Below are 16,866 nucleotides of genomic sequence, written 5' to 3' on the forward strand. Positions count from 1 at the left end.
CCTCTCAACACGTGAGCGGGGTGATCAATCGTCCTGCCAGGTCACACCGTCGCGCTCGGTCAGCGCAATCGCGGCCGATGGGCCCCAGGTGCCCGAGGCATAGCTTTTCGGCTTCATGTCGTTGGCGGTCCAGCCGGCACGGATCGCGTCGACCCATTCCCATTGCGCCTCGACCTCGTCGCGGCGCACGAACAGCGTCTGGTCACCCTCGATCAGGTCGAGCAATAGCCGCTCATAGGCGATGCGGCGGCGCGTGCCCGCGAATTCCGAATCAAGGCTGAGGTTGAGCGGCACCTCGCGCAGGCGGATGCCCTCGCGGTCGAGGCCCGGTTCCTTGGCCATCACCAGCAGCTGGATATATTCCTCGGGCTGCAGGCGGATGATCAGCATGTTGGGCTGGAGCAGGCCGCCGCGGCTGGCGAACATCGAGTGCGGCACGGCCTTGAACTGGATCGCGATCTCGCTGCGGCGCGTCGTCATGCGCTTGCCGGTGCGGAGGTAGAAGGGCACGCCCTGCCAGCGCCAGTTGTCGACATGCGCCTTGACCGCGACGAAGGTCTCGGTGGTCGACGGCTTGCCGAGTTTGTCGACATAGGATTTGACGATCTCGCCGCCCGAGGCGCCCGCGCCATATTGCCCGGTGACGGTGACCTGCGGCGCTTCGGCCGGCGAGATGCGGCGCAGCGAGCGGAACACCTTGGCCTTTTCGTCGCGGATCGCTGTGCCGTCGAAGCGGGCAGGGGGCTCCATCGCGATCAGCGCGAGCAGCTGGAGCATGTGGTTGGCGACCATGTCGCGCAAAGCACCCGCGGTGTCGTAATAGCCCGCGCGCTCTTCCAGCCCGACCGTCTCGGCGATGGTGATCTGGATGTTGTCGATGCCCTGCGCATTCCACACCGGCTCGAAGAAGGAGTTGCCGAAGCGCAGCGCGAGGATGTTCTGCACCGTCTCTTTGCCGAGATAATGGTCGATGCGGAAGGTGCGGTCCTCGGGGAAGGCGCTTGCGACCGTGTCGTTGATCTCGCGGCTAGAGGCGAGGTCGTAGCCGAGCGGCTTCTCGAGGCCGATGCGGACGGTCGGGCCGGTCAAACCGGCGGATTCGAGCCCGCGGATAACCGGCTCGAACAGCGACGGCGCTGTCGACAGGAAGATGGCGAGCCCGCCCGCCACATCGCCGACCTTCTTCGCCAGGTCCTTGTAGTGCGCCAGATCGGTGGCATCGAGCGGCTGGTATTGCAGGCGCGGCAGGAAAGATTTGATCGCCGCATCGTCCTTGCGATCCTCGGGCAGGTACTCGTCGAGCGCTTTTTTTGCAAAGGCACGATAGGCAGCGTCGCTGTTCGCCGAACGCGCGGTGCCAGTGATCGTCAGGCCTTCGGGCAGCAGGCCGTCGGCATGCAGGCCGTAGAGTGACGGCAGCAGCATGCGCTGCGCCAGGTCGCCAGTCGCGCCGAACAGCAGCAGCTTGCCCACCGGATTGCGCATCGTTCCTACCACCTCTTCGTGATCGCCGCCGGGCGCCTAACAGAGCCGTTCGGGAACGGCCATGTGAATACGTAATCAGGCCGGTCGCTAAAGCGTCAGCCCCGCGATCGGATCAAGCCCGGCCATGATGTTGAGATTCTGCACCGCAGCACCCGACGCACCCTTGCCGAGATTGTCGAGCGTGGCGATCAGGCGTGCCTGGCCGGCGTCGCTATTGCCGCACACCCTGAGCGTGAGCCGGTCGGTCTCGGCGTCGGCCTCGATCGCGATCGTGTCGCCCTCGGGCTCGACGACGCGGACGATCTGCGAATCCTTATAGGCATCGCGCAGCGCCGTCTCGCACGCCGCCAGCGTCGGGCGCCGGACGAACTGGTGCAACGGCAGCGCGACCTCGACGATCATGCCGCGATAGGTGTTGGCGACCGACGGCATGAAGATCGGCGGATGCTCGACCCGGGCATGCTTCTGCATCTCGGGTACATGCTTGTGGAGCAGGCCGAGCGCGTAGAGCCGCGCCGCCGGCGGCGGATTGGGGCCCTGAAACTCGGCGATCATCGCCTTGCCGCCGCCCGAATATCCCGAGATCGCGTTGACCGCGAAAGTCCAGTCGACGGGCACGAGGCCGGCGCGGATCAACGGCCGGACCAGCGCCAGAAAGCCGGTCGGATAGCAGCCGGGATTGGACACACGCATCGCCTCGGCGATCGCTGCCTGCTGTCCCGGTTCGAGCTCGGGAAAGCCATAGGTCCAGCCATCGGCGACGCGGTGCGCCGTCGATGCGTCGATCACGCGCGTCGTGCCGTTGTCGATCAGCGCGACGGCCTCGCGCGCCGCATCGTCGGGCAGGCAGAGGATGACGATGTCGGCTGCGTTCAGCGCCTCCGCTCGCGCCTTGACGCTCTTGCGCTTGGTCTCGGGCAGTTCGAACGTCGTGATCTCGCCGCGCCCGGCGAGCCGTTCGCGGATCTCCAGGCCGGTCGTGCCGGCGGCGCCGTCAATGAAGACCGAGAGCGTCATGCCATCCCCAATGCATCGGCGTCGACATAGCCGACCAGGTCGATCCGCGGCGCCTTGCCCCAGGCGTTGCCGCCGGCAAGTTCGAGCGTCTCGAACAGGTCGCCTTCACCGAGCGAGCCGATGACCTCCGAGTCGTGCTGCGGGCCGGCGCGCATCAGCACCTCGCGCAACGCGACCATCGCGCGCGGTGCGGCATAATGCGGCGCGAAGACGCTTTCGGCGAGACGGATATCGGCCAGGTCACGGCGCACGGCATGCGTGCGGGGGTCGAGCGCCAGCGAGCGCCCGAGCAGCGCAAAGCTGCTACGCGGTCGCGCGCCGAGCGACGGACTGTACGGTACCGCCGATGAATTGTCCGAATTCCGCAAGAAAATCTGCCCCTTCCGCCGTGCGCGCCACGAAGATGTTGCGCTTGTCCGTTTCGTCGCGCTGGCGGCGCAGATAGCCCAGCGCACCGAGCCTGTTCAAGGCGCGTGTCACGACGGGCTTCGAGACGTTGAGAACATTGGCTAATCCCCGGACGGTGTGCGGTCCTGGCGCCAGATAAACGAACAGGAGCAGCGCCATCTGACGATTGGTCAGATCGGGTTGCCCCGAACGGACATAGTCGACCAGCGACTGCATCCAGTTGGTGAGAGATCGATCGAAAAGATTGGCCACCGACATTGTCCAACTCTGTACACGGCCCGGCGAACATACGCCGTGGCTGCAGGGAAGAACGCGCTCGCACCCGCCTGGTTTCAGGACGGATGCGAAATGTTGCAGCTTTAAGGCGACGCGCGCGGTTGATCGCGGGCGGCGCGTCGCCTATGTGCCCGCCTTCGCCGCTCGGGATGATCGATTTTTCATGTTCACGTTTTTGCTCATCGTTCACGGTTTCGTTGCCCTTGCGCTGGTCATCGTGATTCTGGTCCAGCGCTCCGAGGGCGGCGGACTCGGCATGGGCGGCAGCCCGTCGGGCCTGATGTCGGCGCGCGGCGCGGCCGATCTCTTGACCCGTCTGACGACCGTGTTCGGCTCGCTGTTCGTGGTGCTGAGCATCGGCCTGGCGATCTACGCCGCCGGTGGCCACAGCACCAAGATCGACCCGACGCTGGCGGTCAAGCCGGCGGGTAACGCGGCGCCGCAGCCCGGTGCGCAGCTTCCGCAGGACGCCGGCGCCTATTCGTCCGGCGCGGCCAACGTGACCCTGCCGACGAACAACGGCACGCTCCCGGTCCAGCACTAGGTCGTGACGCACGGCGCGCGGCGCCGCTTTCGTCGTTCCCATAAAATAATTGGAGTCGCGCGCTTGCCGCGTGGCGCCAAGACACGTTAGGCGTTTCCTCCCATGGCGCGGTTTATTTTCATTACCGGCGGCGTGGTTTCCTCGCTGGGTAAAGGTCTCATGGCGGCGAGCCTCGCGGCTCTCCTGCAGGCACGCGGCTATCGCGTGCGCATCCGCAAGTTCGATCCCTATCTCAACGTCGATCCCGGCACGATGTCGCCTTACCAGCATGGCGAAGTCTATGTGACCGATGACGGCGCCGAGACCGACCTCGATCTCGGCCATTACGAACGCTTTACCGGCGTGGCGTCGCGCCAGTCGGACAACATCACCTCGGGCCGGATCTATCAGCAGATCATCCAGCGCGAGCGGCGCGGCGACTATCTCGGCGCGACGGTGCAGGTCATTCCGCACGTCACCGACGCGATCAAGGAGTTCGCCACGGCCGAGATCGACGATCTCGATTTCGTGCTGTGCGAGATCGGCGGGACGGTCGGCGACATCGAGTCGCTGCCGTTCATCGAGGCGATCCGCCAGCTGCGGAACGATCTCGGCCGCGGCAATTCGGTGAGCATTCACGTGACGCTGGTGCCGTACATCTCGGCGGCGGGCGAGTTGAAGACCAAGCCGACGCAGCATTCGGTGCGCGAGCTTGCCGCGCTCGGCGTGCAGCCCGACGTGCTGGTGTGCCGCTGCGAGCAGCCTCTGCCGGCGAGCGAGCGCGCCAAGATCGCGCTGTTCTGTAACGTGCCGAAGGAAGCGGTGATCCCGGCGCTCGACGCCAAGAGCATCTATGCCGTACCGCTGCAATATCATGGCGAGGGCCTCGACGCGGAAGTGCTCAAGGCGTTCGGCATTCTTCCGGGCCTGGCGCCCGACCTGTCGCGCTGGGTCGAGATCGTCGACCGGCTGACCAATCCCGAAGGCGAGGTCACCGTCGGCGTCGTCGGCAAATATGTCGGGCTGCAGGACGCCTACAAGTCGCTCAACGAAGCGCTGGTGCATGGCGGCATCGCCAACCGCGTGAAGGTCAATATCGACTGGATCGACGCCGAGCTGTTCGAAAGCGACGATGATGCACAGATCGCGGCGCGGCTCGAGCCGTGCCATGCGATCCTCGTGCCCGGCGCCTTTGGCGAGCGCGGTGCCGAGGGCAAGATCGCCAGCGTGCGCTTCGCGCGCGAACGCGAGATCCCCTATTTCGGTATCTGTTTCGGCATGCAGATGGCGTGCGTCGAGGGCGCGCGCGATCTCGCCGGGATCGCCAAGGCCAGCTCGACCGAATTCGGTCCGACCGAGGAACCCGTGGTCGGCATGATCACCGAATGGATGAGCGCCGACGGCATCCAGACGCGCGAGGCCGGGGGCGACATGGGCGGGACGATGCGGCTCGGCGCCTATGACGCGACGCTCGACGGCAACAGCGTCGTCTCGTCGATCTATGGCGGCACGCACATCTCCGAGCGGCATCGCCATCGCTACGAGGTCAATACCGCCTATCAGGCTGCGTTGGAGAAGGGCGGACTGGTCTTCTCGGGCATGTCGCCCGACGGCATGCTGCCCGAGATCGTCGAGCGTCCCGATCATCCGTGGTTCGTCGGCGTGCAGTTCCACCCGGAGCTCAAGTCGAAGCCGTTCGAGCCGCACCCGCTGTTCGCGAGCTTCATTGCCGCGGCGGTGCGGCAGAGCCGGCTGGTCTGAGGCGACGCGCACACCTGTGAGATTTCCCTGCCGGCGGTGTGTGGCAGGGAATTTGGCAGGGAATTTCGAATATTTTTTGCGCGGTCGGCAGGGATATTGCCGCCGGCTCGATCCATGATCGCGGACAGGGTGAGTGGTCATGTGCATGCGGCGGACCATGCTCAGATTTGCGATTGGTTGAATCGCGACAAACAAAAGCGCTTAAAATTCCTCCCCGGAACGAGGAGGGGGACCGCGCGTCGCGCGGTGGAGGGGCTGGTCGAACGGTTGCGTGCCGCGAAAGGCGACATTCCGTTTGCCGCCCAGCACCAGTGTGGATCGAGGCGCGGTTTCGCTCGGCCAGCCCCTCCACCATTTGCTGAAGAAGCAAATGGTCCCCCTCCCCGTTCCGGGGAGGATTTAAAGAAGAAGAAAAAAGGGCGCCCGGATTGCTCCGGACACCCCATCTCACTCAGCGTTGATTTCGCGGCTCAGGCAGCTTCGGCCGTGTCGCTGTCATCGACAGCGATCAGCGGCGCGCCGGTCTTGATCGCGATGGTCTTGGGCTTCATCGCCTCGGGCACCTCGCGGACCAGCTCGACGGTCAGCAGACCGTCATTGAGCCGCGCATCGTCGACGCGCACGAAATCGGCCAGCTCGAAGCGGCGTTCGAAGCTGCGCGTGGCGATGCCGAGGTGCAGGAAGGCGGCGTTGTCCGCGGCCTGCTCCGCCTTCTTGCCGCGCACCTGCAACAGGTTCTGCTGCGCGGTGATCTCGATCTCGTCACGGCTGAACCCGGCGACTGCAATGGTGATGCGGTAGCGGTCCTCGGCGAGACGCTCGAGATTGAAGGGCGGATAATTGTCCACCGCCGACTGGCGCGCGCTGGTCTCCAGCATGTCGAACAGCCGGTCGAAGCCGATCGCGGAGCGGCGGAAGGGGGTCAAATCAAACTGACGCATGTCAAATCCTCCATAGAAGCGAGTTGGTCGTCAAATTCGGCATCCACCAGGGGTGCGACACCGTTGTCTGTCAGGCCCGTCAGGCGCCGAACACCGCAAATCTGGTGCGTTCCGTCGCCGGTTCAAGAGGGAAAATGGCGGAAAAGCGTGGGGCTAAAGCTGCGCTTGTGGTCAGCCAAGAAGCGCTAGGATTATAATCCTAGTAAATTAGGGGAGATTAAGGGCGAATCGCTAAGGGGACGTCGTCATGCTTTCATCCATCGCCATGCTGCTGGCATCGGCTGCACCTGTGGCCGCGCCTGCGGAACCCGCGCCGGTTGCCGATACGAGTGCTGCGCAGGAGGCCCAGGCGCCGGGCGATATCGTCGTCACGGCGCAACGTCGCCAGGAGCGAGCGCAGGACGTGCCGATCGCGCTCTCGGTGGTCAGCGCGAACGACCTGAGCAGGACGGGCGCTTTCAACGTCAACCGCCTGCAGCAGTTACAGCCATCGCTGCAATTCTATTCGAGCAACCCGCGCAATTCCTCGATCAACATTCGCGGGCTCGGTACGCCGTTCGGGCTCACCAATGACGGCATCGAGCAAGGGGTCGGCTTCTATCTCGATGGTGTCTATGTCGGGCGTGTCGGCGCCTCGACCTTCGATTTCGTCGATGTCGACCGGATCGAAGTGCTGCGTGGGCCGCAGGGCACGCTTTACGGCAAGAACACCACCGCCGGCGCCGTGAATATCACGACGCGTGCGCCGAGCTTCAGCCCCGAGGCGCAGTTCGAAGCCAGCGCCGGCAATGATGACTATTATCAGGTCAAGGGCTCGGTATCCGGGCCACTCGTTTCCGATACGCTTGCGGCAAGACTGTCGACATCCTTCACGCGCCGCGGCGGCACGATCTATGACGTCACGGGTGGGCGCAATCTCCACAAGCTCGACAATTTCAGCGTGCGCGGCCAGTTGTTGTGGAAGCCGCGCGCCGACCTGGATTTCCGCCTCACCGGCGATTTCAACGCCCAGAACCCGCTATGCTGCGTCCAATATTATGCGCGCGTCGGCAGCACGCAGCGGCCGGCCAATCGCCAATATGCGGCGCTCGCCGCCGCGCTGGGCTACACCGTGCCCAGCACCAACCCGTTCGATCGCGTGACTGACCTCGATGCGACGATCAATTCGCGTCAGGAAATGGGTGGCGCGTCGCTTGTCGGCAACTGGGACATCGGCCCTGCTACCGTCACGTCGGTGTCGGCATGGCGCTATTGGGATTGGAAGCCGGCCAACGATCGCGATTTTGTCGGCTTGCCGATCACGACCGTGTCGCAGAACCCGTCGCAGCAACATCAATATTCGCAGGAGTTCCGGATCGCCTCGAACGGCAAGAACAAGCTCAACTACACCTTTGGCGCATTCTTTTTTACGCAGAAGATCAATACGCAAGGATCGCAGGTACAGGGCGCCGCGGCCAGCCGGTGGCTGCTCAACCCGGGCAATGTGGCCGTCGGTTCGAGCGGTTGCGCCTCACCCACGGCCGATGCCTGCAACCCGTTGGTCTTGAACGGGCTGACCAGCACGAACACGATCAACTTCAGCAATCAGAGCGCGGCCCTGTATGGCAAGTTGAGCTGGTCCGTCACCGACCGGCTCCGCATCTCGCCGGGTCTGCGCGTGAACTACGACAAGAAATCCGGCTATTACGACTCTGTCGTCAGCATCCACAACGCACAGTTCGATTTCGTGGCGACGGCGGACAATGTGGCTGCCCTGCTGGCGGCGCAACCCACAGCTGCGGCAAAGGCGACCTTCCAGAACCAGATCAATACGCTGGCACCGCAGCATTATACACCCGCGTTCAGTGCCTGGAACGTTTCCGGCGACATCACGATCGCCTATGATTTTACGCCCGATATCCACGGTTATGCGACCTATGCACGCAGCTTCAAGTCCGGCGGCATCAACCTGTCGGGCCTCCCACTGAACTCGACCAGTACGGCGGTCGACCTGACGACCCAGACGGTGCGGCCGGAAAAGGTCAACCATTTCGAGCTGGGTCTCAAGACGCAGTTTCTGGATCGTCGCCTGACCGTCAACGTGGCGGGCTATTGGGATGTCATCAACGACTACCAGGCAACCGTGAACAACAATGCGATCAACGTGATCCGCGGTTATCTCGCCAATGCCGGCCAGGTACGGGCGCGCGGCGTGGAGTTCGACAGCTCGTTCCGGCCGAGCGAGCGGCTCAGCCTGTATTTCAATGGCGCGTATACCGACGCGACCTATACAAGATTCACCAACGCACCGTGCCCGCCCGAGCTTTCCGGTGGCGGCACCGGCACCCCGGCAAGTGCAGCCGGTACGGCAGGTGGGAACAGCCCTGCCTCGTGCGACATCTCCGGACAGGTGCTCCCCGGCGTGTCGAAATGGGCGCTGTCGTTCGGCGGCGAGGTCAACAAGCCGGTCGGTGCGGGCGAGATCTATCTGGGTTATGACGGCAGCTATCGCACGCGCTTCTCGTCGAACCCGAGCCCATCGGCCTATACCTGGATCGATGGCTTTTCCCTGTCGAACTTTCGACTGGGCTATCGCCAGGGCAGCTTCAACATCTTCGCCTGGGTGCGTAACGCCTTCGACCATCATTATTTCGAGTTGCTGTCGGTGCAGTCGGGCAGCACCGGTCTGATCGTCGGACAGCCCGGCGATCCGAGGACTTTCGGCGCGACGATCTCGAAGAAGTTCTGACCATCGGGACGATTGCTGGTGCCACCACCCTGGGCGCGATCCGGGGTGGCAAGGCAGTTAGCCTCGAGCCCGCCGCCGTGGATATCTGCTCGCGTGACGTGTTTGATGTCTACCAGAGGCTTCGCGGTTTAGCGTGAGTAGCCGGCGAGGGCGCCCCTGAAACGGCAAACGCCCGGACCGTTGCCAGCCCGGGCGCCTGCGTGACGATCGCTCGTCAGCCCCCTTAAGATCTCGCCCGCGCGCCTCTTGCGAAGCGGGGCTGCGACCCTTCCCCGAACCACGGCCGTTGCCTGTGTCTCAGCGGGTCGATTGCTAGGCAGGGACGTTGGATTTGTCACCGGGATTATGACCGGAGTGAACCGATTACGGCGGCGCTGTGGCGATTGCGCAACAGCCCGGTCCGGTTGCCAGCAACGCACGCAGAGCCTAGAGCGCGGACATCCTCAAGCCATGGTGCCGGCGCCCGCATGATCCTGTCCCGCTACGAAGCCATGATTGCGCGGCGTTACCTGCTGCCGGGCAAGGGCGAGGCGTTCATCTTCCTGGTCGGCGTGATCAGCTGGCTGGCGGTGACGCTCGGCGTCGCGGCGCTGGTCGTCGTGATGAGCGTGATGACCGGCTTTCGCGCCGAGCTGTTCGACAAGATCGTCGGGCTCAACGGCCATGCCGTGGTGCAGGGCGTCGGTGGGACCTTACCCAATTGGCGCCGCGTGATCGAGATTGCCGATGCCACACCCGGCGTGACGAGCGCGACGCCGATGATCGAACAGCCGCTGATGACGAGCTATAACGGCCGGGTCGAGGCGGTGCTGCTGCGCGGCATGCGCGTGCAGGATCTGCGCAGCAACGCGACGCTGGGCAAGAAGATCGTGCTCGGCTCGTTGTCGAACGTGACGGCAGGAAGCAACCAGATCGCGATCGGCTCGCACCTTGCCGAGGAACTCGGCGCGACGGTCGGCAGCGAGATCTCGCTGATCAGCCCGCAGGGCCAGACGACGCCGTTCGGCACCGTGCCGCGGATCGTGTCGTTCAAGGTCGGCGCGATTTTCGAGATCGGCCTCTACGATTATGACAAATCCTATATCTTCATGCCGCTGGAGGACGCCCAGACGCTGTTGCTGATGGGCGATTCGGTCGGGATGATCGAGATCAACACCGTCGACCCCGACCGGGTGCAGGCGATCCTGCAGCCGCTGAGCGACAAGGTAGCCGGCCAGGCCGTGACGACCGACTGGCGGCAGATGAACGCGCAATTGTTCGAGGCGCTGGGCGTCGAGCGCGTGGTGATGTTCACCGTGCTGTCGTTCATCATCCTCGTCGCGGTCTTCAACATCCTGTCGTCGCTGATCATGCTGGTGCGCGCCAAGACGCGCGACATCGCGATCCTGCGCACGATGGGCGCGTCGCGCGGCGGGCTGATGCGGATCTTCATCACGGTCGGTACGACGATCGGCGCGCTGGGCACGCTCGCCGGGCTGTTGCTCGCGTACGTGCTGCTGACCTTTCGCCAGCCGATCGTCGATGGCGTGCAACGCCTGACGGGGCAGAATCTGTGGGATCCGACGATCCGCTTTCTCAGCGCACTGCCGTCGCGCAGCAACCCCATCGAGGTGACGACGATCGCCGTGATGGCCCTGCTGTTCAGCTTCCTCGCCACGCTCTATCCCGCCTACCGCGCGGCGAGTACCGATCCGGTGCAGGTGCTACGTTATGAATAGTCCGATCCTCGAAGTGACCGGCCTCACGCGCAGTTTCCAGCAGGGCGACGTAACGATCGAAGTGCTGCGCGGTGTCGACCTGACGGTAGGGCAGGGCGAGATCGTCGCGCTGCTCGGGCCCTCCGGTTCGGGCAAGTCGACGATGTTGCAGGCGGTCGGGCTGCTCGAGGGCGGTTTCCAGGGCTCGATCCGCATTGCGGGGCAGGAGGCATCGCGCGCCGACGCGCATGCGCGGACCGTGTTGCGGCGCGATTATCTCGGCTTCGTCTATCAGTTCCATCACCTGCTGCCCGATTTCAACGCGACCGAAAATGTCGTGCTGCCGCAACTGATCCGCGACCGCACGCGCGCCGAGGCCGATGAGCGGGCGACCGCGCTGCTTACCGCGCTGGGGCTCGGCCACCGCCTGACGCATCGGCCGAGCCAGCTGTCGGGCGGCGAGCAGCAGCGTGTCGCGGTGGCGCGGGCGCTGGCCAACAAGCCGGCGCTGGTGCTGGCCGACGAACCGACCGGCAATCTCGACGAATCGACCGCCGATGTCGTGCTCGCTGAGTTCCTGCGGCTGGTGCGCGGCGAGGGTTCGGCCGCGCTGATTGCGACGCATAACGAGCGCATGGCGAGCAAGATGGACCGCGTCGTGAGGTTGGCCGAAGGACGGCTGGTGTGACCGCCTGGTCCGATGCGCCGACGCTGCGCGGCGACCATGTCACGTTGCGGCCGCTGCGCGCCGAGGATCGCGACGCGATTGTGGCGGCGGCGGGCGATGGCGACCTGACGGCGCTGTTCTTCACCAATGTTTCCAGCTTCGTCGATCCCGACGCGGCGATGGCAACGATCTTCAGGGAGCGCGATTTCGGGCGCGCCATGCCCTTCGCGGTCGAAACGCCCGATGGCCGGGTCGTCGGGCTGACGCGCTTCATGCGGATGAACGAGGCCAGCAAGCGGCTGGAAATCGGCGGCACCTTCTATGCGAAGTCGGTTCAGCGCACCGGCGTCAACACCGAGGCGAAGCTGCTTCTGCTCGGCCATGCCTTCGAGGCGATGGGCTGCAATGTGGTGCAGATCCGCACCGACTGGTTCAACAAGCGCTCGCAGGCGGCGATCGAACGGCTCGGTGCCAAGCGCGACGGGGTGCTGCGCAAGCATGGCATAATGCCGGATGGTCGCGTGCGCGATCTTGTCGTTTACTCGATCATCGCCGATGAATGGCCGGGCGTGCGGCAAAATCTGCGCTTCCTGCTGTCACGTCACGAGGAGAGCAAAGCATGACCGCGGTCACCGAGATGAGCGTCAAGGCAACCGATGGCTCGACCGTCGACCTGTCGGCCTATGCCGGCAAGGTGCTGTTGATCGTCAACACCGCCTCGAAATGCGGCTTCACCCCGCAATATGCCGGGCTCGAGGCGCTGCACCGCGAGCTGGCCGGGCGCGATTTCGAGGTGCTGGGCTTTCCGTGCAACCAGTTCGGCGGGCAGGAGCCGGGCGATGCGGCCGAGATCGCCAATTTCTGCTCGCTGACCTATGATGTGACCTTCCCGATGTTCGCCAAGATCGACGTCAACGGTACCGATGCCGACCCGCTGTTCGAACAGCTCAAGAGCGAGGCACCGGGGCTGATGGGCTCCAAGTCGATCAAGTGGAACTTCACCAAATTCCTGGTCGATCGCAGCGGCAAGACGGTCAAGCGCTACGCGCCGACGACCAAGCCGGAAGAGATCAAGGCGGATATCGAGGCGCTGCTGTAGCATGGCCGAGCCGGAGTCGTTGTCGAGCGAGGAGCCGCTCGAAGCGCATCTGCAGCGGCACCATTATGATCGCCTGATCATGCTGTCCGACGGCATCTTCGCGATCGCGACGACGCTGGCGGCGCTTGAGATCCGCTTGCCCGAGCACGCGACCTCGGTGGGCGATATGCTGGCCGCTGGCGGGCGGATGATGATCGCCTATGTCGTCAGTTTCCTGATCATCGCGGTGTTCTGGATCAGCAACCGCGATCTGTTCGCGCGCGTCGTGCGCGTCGATCGCTGGCTGACCGGGCTGACGCTGGCGATGTTGTGCCTCGTCGCCGTCATCCCGGCCTGTGCCCATGTCGTCTATCTCAAGGGCAACAGCGATGCGGCGTTCTCCTTCTATGCCCTGACGATGGCGCTATGCGGCGCGCTGAACGTCGCGATGTGGGCCTATGCGAGCTTCACGCCCGGAATCATGCGCGACGAGGTGCCGCGTGCCTATCGGCGGCAACGTGTGGTCGCGAGCCTGATCATGCCGTTGCTCTTCGGCATCCTGTTCGCACTGCCGGCCACTCAAGCGGTCAATGCGCTCGTGCCGCTGGCGATCGGCGCCGGGGTGATCCGTCGCATCCTCCTGCCGCGATGGTTCGGGAAAATTCGTTAGCCCGACGGACCTTCGGCATTTCCCGAATCGGCTGGGCAGGGCATAACCGGCCGATGCCCCATTCCGGCTTCGTGCCCCTCCGCGTCTTTTCCTCCTACACCATGCTCGATGGCGCGATCGAGCCCAAGGCGATCGCCAAGCGAGCGCAGGAACTTGGCTTCCCCGCGGTCGCGCTGACCGATCGCAACGGGCTCTATGCCGCGATGGCCTTTTCCGATGCGTGCAAGGGCGCCGGCGTGCAGCCGGTGATCGGCGCAATGCTCGGGCTGGCGCGGCCCGACATGCCTGACAGCGTCGAACCGATCGTCGACTGGATCGCGCTCTATGCGCAGGATGAGACGGGCTATCAAAATTTGTGCGGGCTGGTGTCGCAGGCGCATCTCGACCGGCCGCTCGAACTGGCACCGCATGTCGATTTCGCGGCGCTGGAAGGGCGGACCGACGGGCTGATTGCGCTGACCGCGGGCCGCGAGGGTGGGCTTGCGCGGTTGTTCGCCGAAGACCAGCCCGACCGTGCGCTGGCCTATGCCGACCGGTTGCAGGCGCTGTTTCCCGAGCGGCTCTATGTCGAGCTGACGCGGCGGCTCGACGAGATCGAGGGCCGGGCGGAGGCGCCCCTACTCGATCTGGCCTATGATCGCGACCTACCGCTGGTCGCGACCAACCCGTGCTGCTTCGCCGACGAGGCGTTCGGCGAGGCGCATGACGCGTTGCTGTGCATCGCCCACTCCTCCTATCTCGAAAGCGAGGATCGGCCGCGCAGTTCGCCGGACGCGTGGATGAAGCCGGCCAAGGACATGCGGCTGCTGTTCGCCGACCTGCCCGAGGCGATCGCCAACACGATGGTGGTGGCGCAGCGCTGCGCGGTGTCGGCGCCGTACCGCAAGCCGATCCTGCCGAGCCTTGCCGGCGACCGCGATGCCGAGGCAATCGCGTTGCGCGTGGATGCGCATGCCGGGCTGGAGGCGCGGCTAGAAAAGGCCGGTATCGCGGACGACGATGCGCGTCGGCTCTATACCGAGCGGCTCGATTTCGAGCTCGACGTGATCATCTCGATGGGTTTTCCCGGCTACTTCCTGATCGTTGCCGACTTTATCAAATGGGCCAAAGACCATGACATTCCGGTCGGGCCGGGCCGTGGTTCGGGTGCCGGCTCGGTCGTCGCCTGGGCGCTGACGATTACCGATCTCGACCCGATGAAACTCGGGCTGCTGTTCGAGCGCTTCCTCAACCCCGAGCGCGTGTCGATGCCCGACTTCGACATCGATTTCTGCGAAACGCGGCGCGGCGAGGTGATCCGCTACGTTCAGGAGAAATATGGCCGCGACCAGGTCGCGCAGATCATCACCTTCGGAAAACTCAAGGCGCGCGCGGTGCTCAAGGACACCGGCCGCGTGCTGCAGATGAGCTATGGCCAGGTCGACCGCATCGCCAAGCTGGTGCCCAACCACCCGACCGACCCGTGGACGCTGGAGCGTGCGCTCAACGGCGTCAGCGAACTCGCGCAGGAATATCGCAACGACGACGGCATCAAGCGCCTGCTCGACCTGGCGATGAAGCTGGAGGGGCTGCCGCGCCACAGCTCGACGCATGCCGCGGGCGTGGTGATCGGTGATCGACCGCTGGCGCAGCTCGTGCCGTTGTACCGCGATCCGCGCTCCGACATGCCGGTGACGCAGTTCGACATGAAATATGTCGAAAGCGCCGGACTGGTGAAATTCGACTTTCTTGGCCTGAAAACCTTGTCGGTGCTCAAAAAGGCGCTGGAGATGCTCGCCGATCGCGGCGTGATCGTCGATCTCGAGACGCTCGAATGGGACGACGAGGCGGTCTACAAGCTGCTGCAGAAGGGCGACACGGTCGGCGTGTTCCAGCTCGAATCCGAAGGCATGCGGCGTACACTGGCGGCGGTGCGACCAAGCAATTTCGGCGACATCATCGCGCTCGTCTCGCTCTACCGCCCGGGCCCGATGGACAATATCCCGATGTTCGGCGCGCGCAAGAACGGGCGCGAGCCGATCGAATATCCCCACCCGCTGCTCGAAGGGATATTGTCGGAAACCTACGGCATCTTCGTCTACCAGGAACAGGTGATGCAGGCGGCGCAGGTGCTTGCCGGATACAGCCTGGGCCAAGCGGATCTGTTGCGGCGCGCGATGGGCAAGAAGATCAAGGCCGAGATGGACGCACAGCGCGCCGGCTTCGTCGAAGGCTGCAAGGCGGTCAACGGCATCGAGGCGGGCAAGGCCAACGAGCTGTTCGACTTGATCGACAAGTTCGCTGGCTATGGTTTCAACAAGAGCCACGCAGCGGCCTATGCGCTGCTCGCCTATCATACCGCCTGGCTCAAGGCGCATTATCCGCACGAATTCTACGCCGCCTCGATGTGTTACGACATGGGGTTGACCGACAAGCTCGGCATCTTCACCGACGACATGCGGCGCATGGGCGTGACGTGCCTCGCGCCCGACATCAACGCCAGCATCGCGGAGTTCTCGGTCGAGGAGACCAAGGACGGTTTCGGGGTGCGCTATGCGCTCGCCGCGCTGAAGAGCGTCGGCGAGGGGGCGATGGAGCGGCTGGTGGCCGAGCGCGATGCGCAGGGGCCGTTCGCCGGGATCGACGACCTCGCCCACCGCGTCGACCCGCGCATGCTCAACAAGCGCCAGATCGAGACGCTGGCCGGGGCAGGGGCGTTCGACAGCTTCGACCTCAACCGCGCGGGCATCTTCGCCTGTGCCGAGACGATTCTCGCCACTGCGGCACGCGTCCATGACCAGAAGGTCAGCGGCCAGCACGGCCTGTTCGGCGGCGAGGATGCGGCCGAACCGGCGATCCGCCTGCCGCAATCGGCGCGCTGGACGCTGGCGCAGCGCATGGAGCAGGAGAAGGAGGCGTTCGGCTTCTATTTCTCGGCGCACCCGGTCGATCGCCACGGCCATCTCGCCAAGAGCCACGGCGCGCGCAGCTATGCCGCGCTGGGCGAGCTCGACATTCCCGATGACGGTACCCGCGCCGGCGCGACGATGGCGGCGCTGATCGAGGATGCGCGCTGGCGCACCTCGGCGCGTGGGCGGCGTTACCTGATGGCGACGCTGTCGGACCCGTCGGGGCAGTTCGTCGCCACCTGTTTCGACGACATGGTCGCGGCCGACCTCGAAGAGGCGGCACGGGGCGGCGCGTGCGGGATCGTCACGGTCGAGCTTGATCGCCGGCCGGGCGAGGAGAGCCCGCGTGTCTCGATCAAGCGTTTCCAGCCGTTCGATACACTGGCGAGCAATGCCCGCTTCGTGCTGGAGGCCGACATCGTTTCGCCCGAAGGCATGGCGGCGCTCGCCGCACTGGTTGCCGAGGCACGCGGGGCGCGCGGGCAGATCTGGGCCAATGCGGCGCTGCCCGACGGCGGCACGGCGCGCGTGCTGCTCGGCCGCGACTTCCTGATCGACGGAGAGCTTGCCGCGCGGATCGAAGCCTTGCAGGATGTTCGTAACGTCGCGCTGAAAACCTCGGAGACGAGGCTGGCGCTGGTCGGCTGATGGCTGTTGCCCTATGCGGCGCAGCTTCGGGGTGAGCATTGCGCTCACCCATGACAATGGTTTGCGGAAGTCGGGAGCC

At 64.9% G+C, this 16,866-nt stretch carries 14 protein-coding genes; 9 read left to right on the forward strand and 5 right to left on the reverse strand.

Translation table 11 applies throughout. The annotated features are described in order from the left end of the window. Nucleotides 1-24 precede the first annotated feature (24 nt). The 4 genes from zwf to U1839_RS04625 all read right to left on the reverse strand — a co-directional run bounded on the left by zwf (nt 25) and on the right by U1839_RS04625 (nt 3,126). On the reverse strand, nt 25-1,485 hold the full coding sequence (zwf, locus tag U1839_RS04610; protein WP_332802490.1) for a glucose-6-phosphate dehydrogenase: 1,461 nt from the start codon (nt 1,483-1,485) through the stop codon (nt 25-27). Between the two features lie 87 nt (nt 1,486-1,572). Next, entirely contained in the window at nt 1,573-2,502 is a 930-nt protein-coding gene (argC, locus tag U1839_RS04615; RefSeq protein WP_332802491.1) for an N-acetyl-gamma-glutamyl-phosphate reductase, read from the reverse strand. Further along, nucleotides 2,499-2,870: an SH3 domain-containing protein gene (locus U1839_RS04620; protein ID WP_332802492.1), complete on the reverse strand. Its 372-nt coding sequence runs from the start codon at nt 2,868-2,870 to the stop codon at nt 2,499-2,501. The genes argC and U1839_RS04620 overlap by 4 nt, the downstream gene beginning before the upstream one ends. Continuing rightward, on the reverse strand, nt 2,806-3,126 hold the full coding sequence (locus U1839_RS04625; protein WP_281124669.1) for a MarR family transcriptional regulator: 321 nt from the start codon (nt 3,124-3,126) through the stop codon (nt 2,806-2,808). Before U1839_RS04625 ends, U1839_RS04620 begins: the two co-directional genes overlap by 65 nt. A gap of 28 nt (nt 3,127-3,154) precedes the next feature. Between U1839_RS04625 and secG the strand changes: the two genes are divergently transcribed. Together secG and pyrG are read left to right on the forward strand one after the other, a co-directional pair. Then, on the forward strand, nt 3,155-3,730 hold the full coding sequence (secG, locus tag U1839_RS04630; RefSeq protein ID WP_443030567.1) for a preprotein translocase subunit SecG: 576 nt from the start codon (nt 3,155-3,157) through the stop codon (nt 3,728-3,730). A gap of 102 nt (nt 3,731-3,832) precedes the next feature. After that, a complete protein-coding gene (gene pyrG, locus U1839_RS04635; protein WP_332802493.1) occupies nt 3,833-5,470 on the forward strand; it encodes a CTP synthase in 1,638 nt (545 codons plus the stop codon). Between the two features lie 470 nt (nt 5,471-5,940). On the opposite strand, the gene U1839_RS04640 is transcribed toward pyrG, so the two are convergent. Next, nucleotides 5,941-6,411: an Hsp20 family protein gene (locus tag U1839_RS04640; RefSeq protein WP_332802494.1), complete on the reverse strand. Its 471-nt coding sequence runs from the start codon at nt 6,409-6,411 to the stop codon at nt 5,941-5,943. A gap of 247 nt (nt 6,412-6,658) precedes the next feature. Here U1839_RS04640 and U1839_RS04645 point away from each other — a divergent pair, with 247 nt between their 5' ends. The 7 genes from U1839_RS04645 to dnaE all read left to right on the forward strand — a co-directional run bounded on the left by U1839_RS04645 (nt 6,659) and on the right by dnaE (nt 16,787). After that, entirely contained in the window at nt 6,659-9,139 is a 2,481-nt protein-coding gene (locus tag U1839_RS04645; protein ID WP_332802495.1) for a TonB-dependent receptor, read from the forward strand. Nucleotides 9,140-9,606: 467 nt separating this feature from the next. After that, nucleotides 9,607-10,857, forward strand: a complete 1,251-nt coding sequence (locus U1839_RS04650) for a lipoprotein-releasing ABC transporter permease subunit (protein ID WP_332802496.1) — start codon at nt 9,607-9,609, stop codon at nt 10,855-10,857. Then, a complete protein-coding gene (locus U1839_RS04655) occupies nt 10,850-11,524 on the forward strand; it encodes an ABC transporter ATP-binding protein (protein ID WP_281124440.1) in 675 nt (224 codons plus the stop codon). The genes U1839_RS04650 and U1839_RS04655 overlap by 8 nt, the downstream gene beginning before the upstream one ends. Further along, nucleotides 11,521-12,126, forward strand: a complete 606-nt coding sequence (locus U1839_RS04660; protein ID WP_332802497.1) for a GNAT family N-acetyltransferase — start codon at nt 11,521-11,523, stop codon at nt 12,124-12,126. Before U1839_RS04655 ends, U1839_RS04660 begins: the two co-directional genes overlap by 4 nt. Beyond that, entirely contained in the window at nt 12,123-12,602 is a 480-nt protein-coding gene (locus tag U1839_RS04665) for a glutathione peroxidase (protein WP_332802498.1), read from the forward strand. Before U1839_RS04660 ends, U1839_RS04665 begins: the two co-directional genes overlap by 4 nt. Before the next feature lies 1 nt (nt 12,603). Then, the gene (locus U1839_RS04670; protein WP_332802499.1) at nt 12,604-13,251 is read left to right on the forward strand and encodes a TMEM175 family protein; all 648 of its coding nucleotides are present in this window, start codon (nt 12,604-12,606) and stop codon (nt 13,249-13,251) included. Nucleotides 13,252-13,304: 53 nt separating this feature from the next. Further along, on the forward strand, nt 13,305-16,787 hold the full coding sequence (dnaE, locus tag U1839_RS04675; protein ID WP_332802500.1) for a DNA polymerase III subunit alpha: 3,483 nt from the start codon (nt 13,305-13,307) through the stop codon (nt 16,785-16,787). Nucleotides 16,788-16,866: the final 79 nt, after the last annotated feature.

It is taken from the genome of Parasphingomonas halimpatiens, from assembly GCF_036663795.1.
Taxonomy (GTDB): domain Bacteria; phylum Pseudomonadota; class Alphaproteobacteria; order Sphingomonadales; family Sphingomonadaceae; genus Sphingomonas.

What these genes read in the sequence shown, in the direction of transcription:
- zwf (WP_332802490.1), bottom strand. Translation starts at nt 1,485, where the DNA reads ATGCGCAATCCGGTGGGCAAGCTGCTGCTGTTCGGCGCGACTGGCGAC.
- argC (WP_332802491.1), bottom strand. Translation starts at nt 2,502, where the DNA reads ATGACGCTCTCGGTCTTCATTGACGGCGCCGCCGGCACGACCGGCCTG.
- U1839_RS04625 (WP_281124669.1), bottom strand. Translation starts at nt 3,126, where the DNA reads ATGCAGTCGCTGGTCGACTATGTCCGTTCGGGGCAACCCGATCTGACC.
- pyrG (WP_332802493.1), top strand. Translation starts at nt 3,833, where the DNA reads ATGGCGCGGTTTATTTTCATTACCGGCGGCGTGGTTTCCTCGCTGGGT.
- U1839_RS04640 (WP_332802494.1), bottom strand. Translation starts at nt 6,411, where the DNA reads ATGCGTCAGTTTGATTTGACCCCCTTCCGCCGCTCCGCGATCGGCTTC.
- U1839_RS04645 (WP_332802495.1), top strand. Translation starts at nt 6,659, where the DNA reads ATGCTTTCATCCATCGCCATGCTGCTGGCATCGGCTGCACCTGTGGCC.
- U1839_RS04650 (WP_332802496.1), top strand. Translation starts at nt 9,607, where the DNA reads ATGATCCTGTCCCGCTACGAAGCCATGATTGCGCGGCGTTACCTGCTG.
- U1839_RS04655 (WP_281124440.1), top strand. Translation starts at nt 10,850, where the DNA reads ATGAATAGTCCGATCCTCGAAGTGACCGGCCTCACGCGCAGTTTCCAG.
- U1839_RS04665 (WP_332802498.1), top strand. Translation starts at nt 12,123, where the DNA reads ATGACCGCGGTCACCGAGATGAGCGTCAAGGCAACCGATGGCTCGACC.
- U1839_RS04670 (WP_332802499.1), top strand. Translation starts at nt 12,604, where the DNA reads ATGGCCGAGCCGGAGTCGTTGTCGAGCGAGGAGCCGCTCGAAGCGCAT.
- dnaE (WP_332802500.1), top strand. Translation starts at nt 13,305, where the DNA reads ATGCCCCATTCCGGCTTCGTGCCCCTCCGCGTCTTTTCCTCCTACACC.